At 60.2% G+C, this 15,990-nt stretch carries 14 protein-coding genes; 2 read left to right on the top strand and 12 right to left on the bottom strand.

Annotation, left to right across the window (positions count from 1 at the left end; all coding sequences use genetic code 11):
- Window positions 1–9: 9 nt before the first annotated feature.
- The 3 genes from WG939_RS04690 to eccCa form a co-directional block, all read right to left on the bottom strand.
- Window positions 10–327, bottom strand: a complete 318-nt coding sequence (locus WG939_RS04690; RefSeq protein WP_339983189.1) for a WXG100 family type VII secretion target — start codon at window positions 325–327, stop codon at window positions 10–12.
- A gap of 113 nt (window positions 328–440) precedes the next feature.
- A complete protein-coding gene (locus WG939_RS04695; protein WP_339983191.1) occupies window positions 441–1,334 on the bottom strand; it encodes a type VII secretion-associated protein in 894 nt (297 codons plus the stop codon).
- Window positions 1,331–4,975 (bottom strand): type VII secretion protein EccCa, encoded by a 3,645-nt coding sequence (gene eccCa / locus WG939_RS04700; protein WP_339983193.1) that lies wholly within the window; start codon window positions 4,973–4,975, stop codon window positions 1,331–1,333. Before eccCa ends, WG939_RS04695 begins: the two co-directional genes overlap by 4 nt.
- A 161-nt stretch (window positions 4,976–5,136) precedes the next feature.
- Here eccCa and eccD point away from each other — a divergent pair, with 161 nt between their 5' ends.
- Window positions 5,137–6,510 carry a type VII secretion integral membrane protein EccD gene (gene eccD / locus WG939_RS04705; RefSeq protein ID WP_339983195.1) on the top strand — a complete coding sequence of 458 codons (1,374 nt, stop codon included), beginning with the start codon at window positions 5,137–5,139 and terminating at the stop codon, window positions 6,508–6,510.
- Between the two features lie 3 nt (window positions 6,511–6,513).
- Window positions 6,514–7,686, top strand: a complete 1,173-nt coding sequence (gene mycP, locus WG939_RS04710) for a type VII secretion-associated serine protease mycosin (RefSeq protein ID WP_339983197.1) — start codon at window positions 6,514–6,516, stop codon at window positions 7,684–7,686.
- Here the strand turns inward: mycP and eccB are convergent.
- The 9 genes from eccB to infA all read right to left on the bottom strand — a co-directional run bounded on the left by eccB (window position 7,673) and on the right by infA (window position 15,935).
- Entirely contained in the window at window positions 7,673–8,899 is a 1,227-nt protein-coding gene (gene eccB, locus WG939_RS04715; RefSeq protein ID WP_339983199.1) for a type VII secretion protein EccB, read from the bottom strand. The genes mycP and eccB overlap by 14 nt on opposite strands.
- 86 nt (window positions 8,900–8,985) lie before the next feature.
- The gene (locus WG939_RS04720) at window positions 8,986–11,394 is read right to left on the bottom strand and encodes a DUF6541 family protein (protein WP_339983201.1); all 2,409 of its coding nucleotides are present in this window, start codon (window positions 11,392–11,394) and stop codon (window positions 8,986–8,988) included.
- A 78-nt stretch (window positions 11,395–11,472) separates the two neighbouring features.
- On the bottom strand, window positions 11,473–12,324 hold the full coding sequence (gene truA / locus WG939_RS04725; RefSeq protein WP_339983203.1) for a tRNA pseudouridine(38-40) synthase TruA: 852 nt from the start codon (window positions 12,322–12,324) through the stop codon (window positions 11,473–11,475).
- Between the two features lie 77 nt (window positions 12,325–12,401).
- Complete coding sequence (gene rplQ, locus WG939_RS04730) at window positions 12,402–12,944, bottom strand: 50S ribosomal protein L17 (protein ID WP_339983205.1); 543 nt, start codon at window positions 12,942–12,944, stop codon at window positions 12,402–12,404.
- Window positions 12,945–13,008: 64 nt separating this feature from the next.
- Window positions 13,009–14,025, bottom strand: a complete 1,017-nt coding sequence (locus WG939_RS04735; protein WP_339983207.1) for a DNA-directed RNA polymerase subunit alpha — start codon at window positions 14,023–14,025, stop codon at window positions 13,009–13,011.
- A gap of 97 nt (window positions 14,026–14,122) precedes the next feature.
- A complete protein-coding gene (gene rpsD / locus WG939_RS04740) occupies window positions 14,123–14,728 on the bottom strand; it encodes a 30S ribosomal protein S4 (protein ID WP_339983209.1) in 606 nt (201 codons plus the stop codon).
- A gap of 24 nt (window positions 14,729–14,752) precedes the next feature.
- Window positions 14,753–15,157: a 30S ribosomal protein S11 gene (rpsK, locus tag WG939_RS04745; RefSeq protein WP_339983211.1), complete on the bottom strand. Its 405-nt coding sequence runs from the start codon at window positions 15,155–15,157 to the stop codon at window positions 14,753–14,755.
- Between the two features lie 3 nt (window positions 15,158–15,160).
- Complete coding sequence (rpsM, locus tag WG939_RS04750) at window positions 15,161–15,529, bottom strand: 30S ribosomal protein S13 (protein WP_156193765.1); 369 nt, start codon at window positions 15,527–15,529, stop codon at window positions 15,161–15,163.
- Between the two features lie 187 nt (window positions 15,530–15,716).
- Complete coding sequence (infA, locus tag WG939_RS04755; protein ID WP_025251938.1) at window positions 15,717–15,935, bottom strand: translation initiation factor IF-1; 219 nt, start codon at window positions 15,933–15,935, stop codon at window positions 15,717–15,719.
- Window positions 15,936–15,990: the final 55 nt, after the last annotated feature.

Here is a 15,990-nt window from a genome sequence, read left to right on the forward strand (position 1 = left end):
GTCTTGTGGTTAGAGCGCGAGGCCCTGAGAGTCGATGGTCTTGAAGGAGTCGGCGTTCTGTGCCTCCATTCCTTCAAAGTTCTTGGCGTTGGCGCGGATGTTGTCGGCGATGGCCAGGAGCGCTTCCTGCAGCTCGCTTGCCGACGTATTCCAGCGTCCCATCAGGCCGTCGAAGCTCGTCTGAGCTTCACCAGTCCAGACTCCGCGCAGGCCGTCGACCACGCCACGCAGGCGGGTCAGCTCGCCCTGCACCTCGGTGTTGGTGGTTTCGACGCGGCCGGCGGCCGCCACCATTACGTCGGCTTCAGTCCTGAAGATTTGCGTCATTGTTGTCCTCCCCGAGAGTGAAAATGATGTCTGAGGGAGCGAAAAATTTTTGCCCCTCATTATGTTTAGACTCCGAAAGTGCCCCAAAAGGTTCCATCGGTTCCAAAAATTCTTTAGGAAAAGTCCAAAGTTTCTACCGCCATGCGGCACGCAGCTCGATGCGACAGCGAGGTGGCCGACTTGGTGTGGCATCCCACGCTGAACTGATGGTCCTTGTTCACCCAGGCCACCCAATGCACTTGGGAGCCATCCCCTGGCTGCTCAAGGTACTCAATGGTGGGTTCGCTCGGTCGCAGCTTGCGATCGGGTTGCTCCGCCAGCGCAGGATCCTCAGCGACCATTGCCGCGATCTCCGTCCTAATCGCCGTCGCATCCACACCATAGACAGGATCCACAGCCACAATGATGCGCAGTTCAGGGTCCTTGCCCGTCGCGACCAACAGCCCGTCTTCGCGTGGCGCCATCGTGAAACCAACGGGCAGTTCGAGTCGCACCCGGTCGTACTCCACCACCACGCTGCTGGAGGTCGGCGTGGGAGCTGCTGACGAACTCGGCGGCAGACTGCGTTCGGGACTGGCGGCAGTGCTCGGTGCAGAATCGATCCCCCACCAGCTCAAAGCCAGCACCGTCACGATCACCGCTGCAATCGCAACGTGAAACATGGTCGGGACAGGCATCGCGGTCTTCGTCTTGCCCCGCGTCGGTCGTCGAAGCAGTGGCATGGGCGCAGGCTTGCCGACGTCCTCGGCTGCCTCCTCCGCGTTGTAAGCCGCCACTCCCTTGTTCAGCAGCGTCCGCGTAATCACTTCGACCGCCCGATCAGGTCCAATGACAGCAACTTCAACCTCAGGCCACTCACCATCGGCGATGACCTTGATTTGATCTATCACCGCAGCCACTGCCCAGCCCGCTAGAATCCCCGAGGCCGGAAGATCAAACCGGTGGATCTGCTCCCCCGCGTCAAAAATGGTGGCGCTTTCCAGGATTTCCACCTTGATCAGCTTCATCGTTCCTCCCCACAACCAGAAGCAACATGACACGTTCCAATGGTGGTTCCTGCCACCTGCCACAGCCCTCGACCCGGAATCTGCTTCATCGGCTTCATGCCAAGAATCCGGCCTTCGTCAGCATCCGCATCGAGCAACAGCACGCTCGGCGAATTGTCCTTAATTGCCGCCATGAACTGGGCATATAGCGCCCGCCCGATGCCACCGGCCTTACGAGTCAGCACAATATGCAGCCCAATGTCTCGCGCATGCGGGATGAGCTCCACCAGAGGCTGCACTGCCACATCGGATATCAGCTCTGCGTCGTCGATAAGCACAAAGATGTCCGGGCCCTCCCACCACGACCGACTTCTCAGCTGCTCTGCGGTGACATCCGGTCCGGGCAGTCTGCCGCGCAGGGTGATCGCGGTGCTGGCGAGCGCTGAGCTGATGCTGTCCGCCGTGGCACCGTAGGCTGCCACCATGTCTGTGGGAAACGCATCGAGGTGGCTGCGCCGCGGATCGACGACCACCAGTCGTGCCTGCTCCCGACCTCGCGCCACAATTCCAGCTGCCACGGTGCGGATGAGGGTGGACTTACCGGCGCCCTGACCGCCGATGCACAGCAGATGTGGCGAGCGTTCCGGCTCCCAACCGAACGCGCCCAAAGTAGGGCCGCCGATGCCGAGCGGTATTCCCGGGCACTGGCCGACCTCGCCAAGGGTGAGACGTGCGGGCAGCTCCTTCAAACGAGGAACCGGCTGCATCCCGGCGCGCTGCGACGCCACAATGACGTGACCAACATCCTGGTTTGTTGACCGTGCGATCAGGATCGACTCGCCATCTGAGGACAGGCCTCGACCCGGTTTATCCGGCAGTTTCTGCTGCGCTTTCCTATCCACCACCGAATCCATCGCCTCACCCAACTTCAGTTCAATGCGGGTGCCCAGCAAGTCACGGATCGCCGGGCGCACTTGTGTCCACCGCGGGGTGCTGATCATCAGATGAACCCGAGAAGCAAGACCATCGGCGGCGATGGCGACGAAGGAATCATACAGGTCCTCAAAGTCGGCCGTGATGGTGTGCCAGCCGTCAACGATGAGATAGGTGTGGCGGGCTTCTGGCTGCTCCACCAGCGAAGCCACCTCGTCCACGATCCGGCGCACCTTCTCCGTCTGCCCCTTGTGTGCCACACCGGCCACGTGGGGCACCGCCTCCAGGGCGCACAATTCTTGACCCGCCAAATCGAGAACGTAAAAGCGCACGTCATCGGTCGAGTGCGTCGCAGCTAGGGACAACACCAAGGTGCGCAGCGCATTTGTCTTTCCCGATCGAGGGCCACCACACACAATGACGTGGCCTGCGCCCGCGCTTAAATCAACAACATAGGGGTCCTGGCGTTGAATGAACGGGCGATCCACCATGCCGATCGCGGCGCAGTTGGGCCCAACTTGATCGGCAACACCTGCTAGTGGCAACTCATCTGGCAAGGGTGGCAACCACAATTGGTGAGCTTGATAGCGCCCCAAGGTGCCAGCGTCCATGATGATGCCCGCCACGGATTCCAGGACAGTGCGCGAATCATCCATCTCATAGCGCACAGCCTCGGCGTCTTCCACATCCCAAGACTCAAACAACCTCACCCCAGTCATCTGCTGACTGTGCTCCTGCACCACCACCGGCACCGGCCCAGAGACGTAGCTGGCCTGAAATCTGGTCACATCGGCTGCATCAGTCTTCAGGAAGCCCGCGCCGGGCTGGGATGGCAGATGATACGCGTCCACGATCCCCAGTACCTGGCGAGATTCCGAAGGAGAAAATGTCTTTAGTCCGATGCGATAAGACAAATGCGAATCGAGTCCCCGCAGCCTTCCTTCTTCCAGGCGTTGGCTCGCCAGCAACAGGTGCATGTGCAGCGAGCGCCCCAGGCGTCCAACCGCAACGAACAAGTCAGCAAAATCCGGATGCTGCCCAAGGAGTTCGGAGAACTCATCGAGGACGATCACTAGTGACGGCATCGGTGGCAGATGAGGCATCGTCGTGGCTCTCGCCTGCCGATATTCCAAAACATTGGCAAAGTTGCCTGCCGCGCGCAGCGCCTCCTGACGGCGATTCAGTTCACCGCTAATCGCATCATGCATGCGTTCCACCAGGCTTGCTTCCTCCGCCAGGTTCGTGATCACCGCAGAAGTATGCGGAAGATTCTCCAACCCCAGGAACGTGGCGCCACCCTTGAAGTCGACCAGCACAAAATTGAGATCATCTGGCGAATGCGTCAGCGCCAAGGATAGAACAAACGTTCTAAGTGTCTCTGATTTTCCCGATCCCGTTGCGCCGATGCACAGCCCGTGTGGGCCAACGCCACCATGCGCCGCCTCCTTGATATCCAGCATCACCGGCTCGCCCGACTCGCTCACCCCGATGGGCACGTTGAGTTGTTGGGTGAGCTGCCTAGGGTGCGACCACAGCTGCGCAGGGCTTATCGACGCCACATCCGCTATTCCGTGCAGCCCGAGGAAATCCAGGTTCTTTCGTGAGCCTTGCTTGGGGCGTCGATAAGCGGTCATCCGACGCGCACACTGCTCCGCAGCTGTGGCGGTCATTGTGTCGGCGGTGCCGATGTCTTCGAGCCCGCCTTCGGTGTGCACAGTGATGGTGTGGCTACCATCGGCGCTGATGGTCAATGCTAGGCCTTCGCTAAGCGCCAACTCCCCTAGCTCGCTTGCTTCTGGAACGCCGATGCCGATGATGGTTGTCCATCGTGAGTCGTCTAGCTCCCGGCTGATGTCTATCGCATCATCGCAGACGAAAAGTATCTGGTGCTGCGCCTCGGAGACGTCTCGGGTGTGGGGTAACCACTTCGTCCAGGGCATGCTACGACCTCGTACCTCGATCCCGACAGTGTCTGTACCGTGGTGGAAGGCGAGCTGGAGGAGCAGCGCACGGGCCATATCCTCGGCAAACGGCCCGCCAAGGCTCACATATCTGAAGGCCTGGAGTTGTACAGCGATGGGCATTTCTGGAACCGAGCCGATGGATTTCACGGTGTGGCGCAGCGCGACGGCGCACACCGGGTCCAGGTCCTCTGGTGCTCCGGAATCGGCAACGACGACCGGTGTGCACAGGGCCGTGGTTCCTGTGCCGATGCGTACCTCAAGCACATCTGGCGCGTCGCCGTGCCGTTCCCACATTCTGTGGCTGCCGACGAAGCTGATGAGGTGCGCAGGATCTGGATGCTTGTGGATTTCGGCACTGCGCTGCTGTTTAGCATTAGCCAGTGCTGTGTCGCGCAGAGCTCCCAGGTGGCGAAGGTAGGTGCGCCGAGTTTCGTCGATGTCATCGCCGGGAGGCCCAGAAAACATGGTGGCCATGCTCAACAAGATCATCACCGGGAACATGAGAACCATAGGGTGCGGTGGGCCGCCAACCGTGAGCATGAGCGCCAACATTCCTCCCACGATGACCAGCATCATCACCGGCATGAGGATCCTCAGCAGCGGGACCGGCTGAGGTTTTGCAGCTGGCGGAACCTTTTCCGCGTTGAGAGTCCCGGTTGGAATGGGCGGAGCTACCTCGCGTTCTGCTGTCGCGAGCGGTGCAACGATGATGTCTCCCGATGCAGTCGTGGCTCGAGAGTCCACGTCCAAGGACGCAAGTGTCATATTTCCCCCTGTAGTTGTTTGTGTTGTCCAACTCCCCTCCCCCGAGGTTTTCGAGTGGACACGGAGCACAGTTTAGGTCATGCTGACGGTGTCCGCAGTCACAATTGCGACGCCGTTGAGGCCAAGGGGGTTGGCCGGGCGCTCGCGAAGGGGGAAGAATTTTGACCACGTCTTTTCAGCAATTAGCTCATTCACTTCGCATCACCGTCAGCTTCAATGCTGGTGATTCCGCTTTGAAACAGGGCTCCACCAGTGCAGATGTCTGCGTGCCGGCGGCGGCCTCGCTTGCCGACGCCCTGGAAGAACTAGAGGAGGCAGCCGGAGCCCCGATCATTTCTGTTCCATGGCAGGCTCGTACCGCGGGTGGAACTGACATCTCGATGTCTGAGCCACTGTCTTTAAGCGGGGTGTCTCACGGAGACATCATCTTCTTCACCCCGGTGGAGGAAGCTGCGCCGTCGATAAGCAAAAACTCCGCAGAAGCACTCAGCGACCTCGGCTCCGAACTGGACGCGCGCGGCTTGGCGGCGGCGTCCACAGTGGTTGGGCTAGCTGCTCTCACTTTGTTGGCTGGCCGATCTGGACTACCGAACGTTCCGCACTTTGCCCTGTTTCTTCTGCTCGCATTGGGTCTGATCGCTGTGACAGCCTGGCTTCGTTTCACCGCCCCCGGCGAAGTGTTGGCGAAAAATGTGCTGGCTGTGGGCAGTTCGGTGATGGCTGGCACGAGCGTGTGGATGCTCGTAGCGGGCCCCACGATTCCAACGGATTGGGCTCAGCGAGGTTGGATACTTCTCGCATCCCTCAGCGCGCTCATCGGTGTGTTCGCGTTCCTCACATGGGTGACTGGTCTGTCGTGGGCCTGCGTGGCCGGGGTCGGAAGCGCCAGCGTGCTGGCCACCGTGTTCGCAGTCGCGTTGCTCATCGTGCGCACCCAGCTCAACGCTGCAGCCGTCTTAATCTTTGTCGCCTGTGTGTTCTTGCTGCTCGCACCGAATCTTGCCACTACTTTGGCTGGTTTGAGCGTTCCCCCGCTTCCTGCCGCGGGCCAGGATCTCAAGGTAGCTGACCACACGATTTCCGATCCGGACGCCAAAGCTGTGCGCGCTACCTCGCTGCTGGACGGCCTGTGCATCGGCATTGGGCTTTGCGCTTCAGTCGCCCTCATTTACCAGGGCATACATGCAGCGCAGCCCGGTTTTACTACCGCGTTGTGCGTCGCGAACTCCATGGCCATCGCCATGCATGCTGCGCGCCACCGCAGCACAGGCGCAATGTGGGGCTTGTGGGTGTGGACGTGCGCAGGGGTTCTCGGCGCCAGCATCGCTGGCCTGAGCGCAGGTGCGGGAGGCGTTCTCGTCTCGCTGTTAGCTGGGGCTATCGCGGTATCAGCTCCGCTATGGGCAGCACAGGTGCGGCATCTCCCGCCGACCACGCTCAACTGGTTGGAAAAGCTGGAAGCACTCGCCCTGGCCACCGCCCTGCCGCTCGCCGCCCATTTAGCTGGGCTTTTCGACGCCATCCGGAGCCTCTAACCCATGAAACGCGCGCTCACTTTCTCCTTGCTCATCTTGAGTGCAAGTTGCGGACTGGCCATGCCCGCTCACGCCCAGGACTCTTCCCAGCCGTGCCTCTCCCCAATCCAAACACCGGCTCCTGGCGGGACAACTGATCCTAGTCTTGTCATGAGCCACCGCTTCGCTACTGGCGCCGGCATCAAAGTAGCTGTTATTGACACCGGCGTTGCACCCCACCCACGCCTTGGAACGGTTCACCCTGGCGCGGATTTCATCATGGGACAAGGCGCGGACAAGTCATTACAGGATTGCGATGGCCACGGCACCATCGTCGCCGGCATTATCGCAGCCCGCCCGGCTCCCGACTATCGAGATCCCTTCATCGGGGTCGCCCCGGATGCGGAAATCATTGCGATCCGCCAAACCAGTTCCGTGCTGCGCTCCCCACACAGGCCTGATGAAACTGCCGGCACGATGGCAACGCTTGCCGACGCCATTCACCGCGCCATCGACCTAGGCGCCCACGTGATCAACGTGTCCCTAGCTTCCTGCGTCCCAAGGGATGTCGCGGAATCACTGGATACCGCTGTGCTCGACGAGGCATTGATTCGCGCAGAAGGCCAAGGAATTGTGGTGGTGGCTGCTGCAGGCAATATCGGTTCATCATGCGATGCGCATTCTGTCTCCTACCCAGCAGCATCGCCGACGGTTCTGGCAGTGTCGGCATCGGAAAACTCTCATGAACTGGCGAGTTATTCCTTGGCCGTCGACAAGCCCATGCTGTCCGCACCTGGTACCGTCCCGGTCGCGCTAAGTCCTTCTGGGGAAGGCTTCGCGTCGGCGATGTCGACCCCGCAAGGTACTCGTCCTTTTACCGGAACGAGTTTTGCAGCGCCCGTGGTGTCGGGGATTGCCGCGCTCGTGAAGCAGCGCTACCCCAACGATTCCGCTGCCAGCCTGCGCACGCGCATCACTGCGGCCGCGAGTCCTGGCACCGGCCATATCAACCCGGAGGAAGCCTTAGCCCAGCTTGGCGGCGCAACGCCAGTGCATCATGTTGCGGTGAGCGCGCCTGCTCCCCGATCTACTCGGATCCAGCACGAATCCGGGGACATTCTTCTCGTTGCGATGGGTTGCTTCGCTGCCCTGATCACGCTCGGAGCGAGTGCGCGACGCAGGGCTACTGGGCGTTAAGGGCCTGTTTTCTGGACAGCTCCTTTCCCTCCGGTAGCAGGGAGAGAATCGGCCAAGAAGCGCGCTGGGGCGAGATGATTCCCAAAGCCTCCGCATCCTCAGCGCTGCCAAGGCGATGCACGGCGCCGTAGTCCGTGACCACCACCAAGCCGTGCCCGGTATCCACTCCGATCGCGCCTTCGCTCGGCCCTGCATAGCGCTCCGCGACGGCAGCACCTTGAACATCGATACCAGCGGGCGTATCCCCGCCCACAGCAACCTTGCCACTGTCCAATACCCAGACCCGGTCGGGTACTTGCCACTCCACGGCCTCAAATGGCAATTCAGGCACGTGACGGACTGCAACAGGGAACTCATTAACCTCCCGCGCTGGAGCTTTAATCACCGGCACCCCAATATCCCCAGCGATCTGCGCCTGCAGCTCACTCAATGGGCTCAGCGCCCCTTCGTGTTCGAGCCAGTACTCCTCACCGGTGTCCAGGACCTTCCCGCTTACTGCGCGATACGGAGGCAGCTCAACGACGGCTGACAGCAATCTCGCCGGAGGCTCCCACACCGGCGTATCCACTGTGATCCCCAACCTACGACGAATGCTGCGTCCAAGCGCATCGTCTTCAGGTGGCAGCTCCGCCCTGCCGACGGCAGTAATCACCCACAGGCGCCCGTCGACCCGAGCAAGAATTCCCTGCCCTAGCGACAGCGTCTCCGGGGCCTGGCCAGCAACAATCATGACCCCATCGCTATCGTGTACCGCGTGCCACTGGTGCTCCGGCTGCGGATGGGTGGCAATGATTCCCGGAGCATCCGTGATACCGACGGGCACCCCTCGAGTCCGCCCATTCAGCACCGCGGGCGAGGCCTTCGCAGCCTTCTCCGGTTTACCGACAATGAGGCGCGCCGACGCCTCATTCGCCACCGGATGCAACACAGCAGACTCTCCCTGCTCCAACCGCACATACAACGCGCCACTGTCCAATTGAATGATGCTCGCATCTCCCGGATCAGTCGCGGGAGAAAACACCGCCAGGAGTCCGGCTCCTGCGGAAATGATTGCGGTTCCGATCAGCCCAAAGAGCACAGCACGCCGGCGGGCTCCCAAGGGATCGGAAATCATTCTGACGTCGCCAAGCACCACGCCATGTTCGACGCGGCGGGCGAGAAACTTATGGCCGCTGACCTGGGCCTTGGTAGTTGACGTGAGCACAGAACCCATGAATGTCCCCCTGGAAATGGTTCATGCAATCCCCCGAATGCATGCTGTGCCCCACAGAGTACCCGGCGTGGCGCAAAGACGCAGCGCTACTGACGCTGCCCCTCTTGTTGCTCCGCGGCTAGGGAGTCGCCGGTCTTCACGCCTTCTTCGCCCATTTCCTTGATCTTGTCGCGCTCTACCAGCCACTCGAAGTGGGAGTCGCGGCCACGGTTCGGAACACTTGGGCGGTGGATGTACGGCTGCTGCGACTCTTCGTAGCTGATGGTGCCGTCCATGATCTGTTCCACGAGCTTCGAATTCATCTCTGGATTCATCGTGGCAGCAACCTCTGCCTTGGTGCGCAGCGGTGGCAGCTCTTCCGGCGAGTTGCCTGGCTCGCGCATCTTCATGATCTCCTCGTCCGTGAATTCTGCGTTCACGGCGTAAATAATCACCTGGTGATCCTTGTACACCGGTGTCACACCAGGGGTGGTGATCAGGCCGGTCTCAAAGTCAGGGCGGATCCACTGGAAGGCCCAGAAGTTCGGTGGCGAAATGTAGATGTACTTCACGCCCAGGTTGCGGGCGGCTTCATCCACGCGGTTCACCTCGTCAGCGTTGTCGAAGTTGCCCTGGCCGAGGCGCATCGGGTGGAAGAACAGGCTATTGGTGTCCGATTCCACGGTGGTGGTTGGCCAGAGGTAGTGCTTGTACAGGGCAGGCAGCTGGTTGTAGGCGTACATCCAACCGGAGCCTTCGTCCGGGTTGGAGAAGACGTTGCCTTCGTAGGCCTTTGGCTGTTTCGCCAGCCAATCGAAGGCCTTGAGGTCACGCTCGTTCACCAGGCGACCATCGCGTCCGGAGTTAATTGCCCAGGCAGAACCGCGCTCGAGGCCATCACGAACTTGGTTGTGAATGACGTAGCCAGCGCCAGCCGTCGCCACGACCGCGAGGGAGCTGGTGACCGCAACGTACTTCTTCAGCGGGCCACCGGTGAGCAGCCTGATCAGGATAGCGATGGCTACGGCCGCTCCTGCCGCAACGAACATGGCGGCCGGCATCACCAAGCGGTGCGCGGTGTTGTAGTGCAGCGCGCCGACGGTCTCGTACCACTTGCCCCACGGCTCGGACATGGGGTGCAACGCATTGGCGGTGACAGCAACGTTGAACGCCCAGAATAGTGGCGCCCACAGGTTGCGTCGCCACAGTAGCAACAGAATTGCGCCGGCCGCTGCGATCCAGACCCAGGTCTCCACGTTGAGGTGGAAGGATTCCGTGTGGCGGGTACGCATGAAAATGGCGTTTTGGATGGCCTCGTTCAGCGACAGATCTTCAGTTGCGGTGAAGGACTTGACCTCTTCGCTTTGCTCCGCGCCACTGAGGATCTGTGGGAGCAAAGCCAGCACACCGACAAGTCCGGTCGCGCCGAGAATGCCGACATCACGGAGTCGCCAACCGAAGTGCCCCTTGATGCTTTCAGGCTTGCGGCTTGGAACCCACAGCAGGTACAGCAGCCACCACAGCGCCAAGGCAATAACGACAACGGTTGCCGAGGAAGGATGCAGCTGCACCATGCCAATGAACGCCAGCGCTGCGAGGAAGCATCGAATCGGCTCATGCGGAATGGACATGAACAGCGCCAGCACAATGCCACTCACCGCGATGGCTGCCACGTATGGCCAGGCGCCAACGTACAAACCGATCCAGTACAGCACCGGCAGGCCACCCACGATCATCGGGGCCAGAGCCGCAGCAAGCTGTCCCGTCAGTCCCTGCTTACCGATGAGCCGGTACGCAATGAGGCCAGCAGAAATCGGGAAGGCAATCGCCGGAACGATCAGTCCAGTCAGGTTAGTGGCCGCGATCGGCGACATGTTCCCCAGGTCGCCCAGCAGAGCGGCACCTGCGTGCCACGCCGTTGGGTAGTACATCTTGGCTTGAGTCTCGGTATTCTGCAGCTCGCCCATGCGAGTGGAAGACACCAGTCCCTCGTCCATGGCAAGGCGCACCACTGACGCGTGCCAGTGCACATCCCAGCCCTGGAAGATGTTGTTAATGCCTTGGGAGGCTCGCCTCAGCAGATCCAGGGAACGAGTCATGAGGTAGGCGATACCAGCCGCCATGCCCGCACCTGGGATCAACCAGCTTGGGTCAAGGAGGGTGCTATCCCGCCAACGCTTCTCGACGGGCTTCGCCACGCCAACGTCTTCACCGTCTTCCACTGGCTCCGCTAGGGATTCGGAGCGGCGGCGCTTGCGGCGTCGCAAAGCAAAAAATGCGGCGTTCCAGATGATGGCGAGGAGCGCTATGCCAGCGGTGAACCAGGCGACGGTCGTGACGCCGAAGCGGATGTCGGTGAGTCCGAAGAGCCAACCGGCAAGGCCGTAGATGCCGAACGTGGCTGGGACGGACGCTGCGATCGCCCATTGGCCACGGGCTCCCGACAGCCAAGCAACGATCAATCCAGGTACGGTAAACACTGCAACGGCAAGTGCTGCCGCGCTGACCATCCCCATGTAGCGACCACCTTAAAATCGAGCCCAATAGACCCAATAAGCATAGGCTACGAGCGACGGCTGGGGGCCATGGCGCGCCTAGATGGAAGTATCTAGCACTCGCATCCCTCGGGTAGCCTCAGCTCGCGCCGCCAACTGATCATCTGATGGGTAGTCAACTCCCACCAAAGACAGGCCGTTAGCTGGTGCGACGGGCACCTCGGAACACCGCTCCTTCAGGTGCAGCAGTTTTCCAGCGAATTCCGTCGGGCGCCTTCCCTCCCCCACTGCCAGGCAGGCGCCGACGAGCGAGCGCACCATCGACCAGCAGAAGGCATCAGCGGTCACGTGAGCTTCGTACAGCCTCGGTTCATCGGGAGTCGAGGCGTCGATCCACTCAAACCGCTCAAGGTCCCGAACAGTGGTCGCGTTTGGCTTGTATTTGCACAGGGCGGCGAAGTCGTGCAGGCCGACAAGCTGATCCGCAGCCTGCTGCATCTTCGCGATGTCCACCGGCTTAGCCCAGTGCGCCGTGTCCATTGCGCGAGTGGGCAGCACCCCGGCTGGGTCGTTGCTAATTCGGTAAATGTAGTGGCGCCGGAGTGCGGAAAACCGCGCGTCAAAGTCTTTCGGTACCTCGCGGCAGTCGCTAACCCGGATGTCATCCGGCAGCAAGCGGGCTAGTCGACGAACCAGCCGGCCCGGATCCCCGTCGATGGTGCGCTGATCGAATGCCGACTCTTCCACATCGAAGTGAGCGACCTGGCCACGTGCGTGGACACCGGCGTCAGTGCGTCCCGCCACGGTTAGCTGGATCTCCTGGCGCAGCACCATGCTAAGCACGTCTTCGATCGACTGCTGGACGGTGCGTATGTCACCTTCCTGGCGAGCCCAGCCGTGGAATTTGGTGCCGTCGTAGGCGATGTCGAGTCGAATTCTGATTGTGGCCATAATGTTCACAGTTTATAGTTGCGCGCGAAAAAGACCCACCTGGCAGTCCAGATGGGTCTTTTCGTTAACGAGAGAATTTACTTCTCGTCCTTGGCTTCTTCAGCCTTCTCCTCAGCTTCAGCTTCCTTTGCCTCTGCCTCAGCAGCTGCGTCGGTAGCCTCGTCAGCCTCAACCTCCGGAGCCTCTTCGACTACAGCGGTCTCTTCTTCAGCCTTCTTGGAAGCAGCTGCGCGGGTGGCGCGGGTTGCCTCTGCGGAGACGGTCTCCTCGAGAACGAGGGAGATCTGAGACATCGGAGCGTTGTCGCCGCGACGGTTCTCGATCTTGATGATGCGGGTGTAGCCACCAGCGCGGTTCTCGAACTTTGGAGCAAGCTCGTTGAACAGGTACGCAACAACGTCCTTGTTCGGGATCAGTGCAGCAACGTTGCGACGATCTGCAACGGTGCCGGACTTAGCCTTGGTGATGATCTTCTCTACGTATGGACGCAGAACCTTTGCCTTGGCATCGGTGGTCTTAATTGCGCCGTGCTCGATCAGCTGAGCAGCCAGGTTGGACAGAATCTTCCGCTGGTTGGTAGCCGAACCGCCGAGACGGGCGCCCTTCTTAGGGGTAGGCATTGATGTACTCCTCGTGTACAGGTAAGTGAGCGCAGGCTCTTTGGGAAAAGAGCCCTAGGGCGTTTTACTCAGAATCTTCCGGATCAAAGTCGATGAATTCGCCGGTCTCAGCGTCGTAGCCTTCGATCTGGGTTGGGTCGAAGTCTTCAGGCGCATCCTTGAGGGTCAGGCCAAGCCCTGCGAGCTTGATCTTGACCTCGTTGATGGACTTCTGGCCGAAGTTGCGGATATCCAGCAGGTCCGATTCGGTGCACTCTGCGAGCTCACCAACGGTGTGGATTTCCTGACGCTTCAGGCAGTTGTAGGAACGAACGGAGAAGTTCAGGTCCTCAATTGCCATGCCGTAGGCGGCGATGTGCTGGGTCTCCTGTGGGGATGGCCCGATCTCGATGCCTTCGGCTGCGGTGTTCAGCTCGCGAGCGAGACCGAACAGTTCAACCAGAGTCTTGCCTGCGGATGCGAGTGCGTCACGCGCGGTGATGGAGTTCTTGGTCTCAACATCGATGATCAGCTTGTCAAAGTCGGTGCGCTGCTCAACACGAGTAGCTTCCACCTTGTAGCTGACCTTGAGCACTGGGGAGTAGATCTGGTCAACAGGGATGCGACCGATCTCGCCACCGCCAGCGTTCAGGGTTGCTGGGACGTAGCCGCGGCCACGCTCAACAACGAGTTCGATGTCCAGGCGACCCTGCTCGTTGAGGGTAGCGATGTGCAGATCCGGGTTGTGAATCTCCACACCAGCTGGAGGCTGGATGTCACCAGCGGTGACAACGCCTTCGCCGGTCTTGCTCAGGTACATGACCACTGGCTCGTCAGAGTCAGAGGACAGCACAATGCCCTTGATGTTCAGGATGATGTCGGAAACATCTTCCTTGACACCGTTGATCGTGGTGAACTCGTGGAGCACACCGTCGATCTTGACGCTGGTGACTGCTGCACCCGGAATGGAGGACAGCAGGGTACGACGCAGCGAGTTACCCAGGGTGTAGCCGAAACCTGGCTCGAGTGGCTCGATGATGAAGCGAGAACGAGCCTCGTCGACGTATTCCTCGGTAAGCGTTGGACGCTGTGAAATGAGCATGAACTTCTCCTTGTGTGACGCCCGCTATTTGACGCCTGTAGGCAAAATCTTTGACTTTGTGATCTTTCGCCACAAGTGTACGTGGCGAAAGGTCGGATTACTTCGAGTAGAACTCGACGATCAGCTGTTCGTTGATTGGAACGTCGATCTGAGCGCGCTCTGGCAGCTGGTGCACGAGAATGCGCAGGGTGGACGGAACGACCTGCAGCCATGCTGGCACGACTGCGTCGACGAGGTTGTCCTGAGCCTCTTCGAACCAGATCATCTTGCGAGACTTCTCACGAACATCGATGATGTCGTACTGAGAAACCTGGAAGGAAGGAACGTTTACCTTCTTGCCGTTCACGGTGAAGTGACCGTGGGAGACAAGCTGGCGAGCCTGACGACGGGTGCGTGCGAGGCCTGCGCGGTAGATAACGTTGTCGAGGCGAGCCTCAAGCATGATGACCAGGTTGTCACCGGTCTTGCCTGGGCGACGGTTAGCCTCAGCGTAGTAGCGACGGAACTGCTTCTCCATGACGCCGTAGGTGAAGCGAGCCTTCTGCTTCTCCTGCAGCTGGAGGAGGTACTCAGACTCCTTGATGCGAGCGCGGCCAGCCTGTCCTGGAGGGTATGGGCGACGCTCAAAAGCCATGTCTCCGCCGACGAGGTCGACACGGAGGCGGCGGGACTTACGGGTTACAGGGCCGGTATAACGAGCCATTGTTGTTACTCTTCCTTTCCCTGATTAAACGCGACGGCGCTTAGGCGGACGGCAGCCATTGTGTGGCTGTGGGGTGACGTCGGTGATGGAACCGACCTCGAGACCCGCGGTGGACAGGGAACGGATGGCAGTCTCGCGACCGGAGCCTGGGCCCTTGACGTAGACGTCAACCTTCTTCATGCCGTGCTCCATTGCCTTGCGAGCAGCGGACTCTGCAGCCAGCTGTGCGGCGAATGGGGTGGACTTACGGGAACCCTTGAATCCGACGTGGCCGGAGGATGCCCAAGAGATGACAGCACCGTTAGGGTCCGTGATGGACACGATGGTGTTGTTAAAAGTGGACTTGATGTATGCGGCGCCCTGCGCCACATTCTTCTTTACGACGCGACGGCCAGTGCGGCGCGCGCCAGAGCGTGCTTTAGGAGGCATTTTTTACTTCTTCTTTCCGGCGATCGTCTTCTTAGGACCCTTACGCGTACGAGCGTTGGTCTTGGTGCGCTGACCACGAACAGGCAGGCCACGACGGTGGCGCAGACCCTGGTAGGAGCCGATTTCGATCTTGCGACGAATGTCGGCTGCGACCTGGCGGCGGAGGTCACCCTCAACCTTCCAGGTTGCTTCGATAACGTCACGAAGAGCAGCGATCTGCTCGTCGGTGAGGTTGTCGGTGCGCAGGTCAGGAGAGATGCCGGTCTCTTCGAGCAGCTTGGCAGCACGGGCTGGGCCGATGCCGTAGATGTAGGTAAGTGCGACTTCCATGCGCTTGTTGCGAGGGAGGTCAACACCAGCTAGACGTGCCATAGTGGTACGTGCCTTTCCGGTTGTTGCGGTGGTTTTCTCCACATTCATCCCTGTCTCATAGCGCTTCACCCGGACGGAGAGGCCGGATAGTGGGCTACGCAATCACAGGGCTCCGGCCACCGTAGCCAGAGGTAAGAGAAGCGCTGCTAAGTGCTCAGCGCCTGGAATGTGAAGGCGAATGAATTATTTACTTGTAGCGGTAGACAATGCGACCGCGGGTCAGGTCGTAAGGAGACAGCTCCACAACGACGCGATCCTCAGGGAGAATACGGATGTAGTGCTGACGCATCTTGCCCGAGATGTGAGCAAGTACCTTGTGCCCGTTGTCGAGCTCGACACGGAACATTGCATTCGGCAAAGGCTCGATGATCTTGCCTTCAACCTCAATAGCGCCTTCTTTAGCCATATCCTCCACTTTCCCTGGCATTCCCAAGTACAAAATGCCTGGTAGATGTCACCGT

The organism is Corynebacterium sp. H130 (genome assembly GCF_037572395.1).
Taxonomy (GTDB): Bacteria; Actinomycetota; Actinomycetes; order Mycobacteriales; family Mycobacteriaceae; genus Corynebacterium.

What these genes read in the sequence shown, in the direction of transcription:
- rpsK (WP_339983211.1), bottom strand. Translation starts at nt 15,157, where the DNA reads ATGCCTCCTAAAGCACGCTCTGGCGCGCGCCGCACTGGCCGTCGCGTC.
- WG939_RS04720 (WP_339983201.1), bottom strand. Translation starts at nt 11,394, where the DNA reads ATGGGGATGGTCAGCGCGGCAGCACTTGCCGTTGCAGTGTTTACCGTA.
- WG939_RS04735 (WP_339983207.1), bottom strand. Translation starts at nt 14,025, where the DNA reads ATGCTCATTTCACAGCGTCCAACGCTTACCGAGGAATACGTCGACGAG.
- eccCa (WP_339983193.1), bottom strand. Translation starts at nt 4,975, where the DNA reads ATGACACTTGCGTCCTTGGACGTGGACTCTCGAGCCACGACTGCATCG.
- infA (WP_025251938.1), bottom strand. Translation starts at nt 15,935, where the DNA reads ATGGCTAAAGAAGGCGCTATTGAGGTTGAAGGCAAGATCATCGAGCCT.
- truA (WP_339983203.1), bottom strand. Translation starts at nt 12,324, where the DNA reads ATGGCCACAATCAGAATTCGACTCGACATCGCCTACGACGGCACCAAA.
- eccB (WP_339983199.1), bottom strand. Translation starts at nt 8,899, where the DNA reads ATGGGTTCTGTGCTCACGTCAACTACCAAGGCCCAGGTCAGCGGCCAT.
- mycP (WP_339983197.1), top strand. Translation starts at nt 6,514, where the DNA reads ATGAAACGCGCGCTCACTTTCTCCTTGCTCATCTTGAGTGCAAGTTGC.
- WG939_RS04695 (WP_339983191.1), bottom strand. Translation starts at nt 1,334, where the DNA reads ATGAAGCTGATCAAGGTGGAAATCCTGGAAAGCGCCACCATTTTTGAC.
- WG939_RS04690 (WP_339983189.1), bottom strand. Translation starts at nt 327, where the DNA reads ATGACGCAAATCTTCAGGACTGAAGCCGACGTAATGGTGGCGGCCGCC.
- rpsM (WP_156193765.1), bottom strand. Translation starts at nt 15,529, where the DNA reads ATGGCACGTCTAGCTGGTGTTGACCTCCCTCGCAACAAGCGCATGGAA.
- rpsD (WP_339983209.1), bottom strand. Translation starts at nt 14,728, where the DNA reads ATGGCTCGTTATACCGGCCCTGTAACCCGTAAGTCCCGCCGCCTCCGT.
- rplQ (WP_339983205.1), bottom strand. Translation starts at nt 12,944, where the DNA reads ATGCCTACCCCTAAGAAGGGCGCCCGTCTCGGCGGTTCGGCTACCAAC.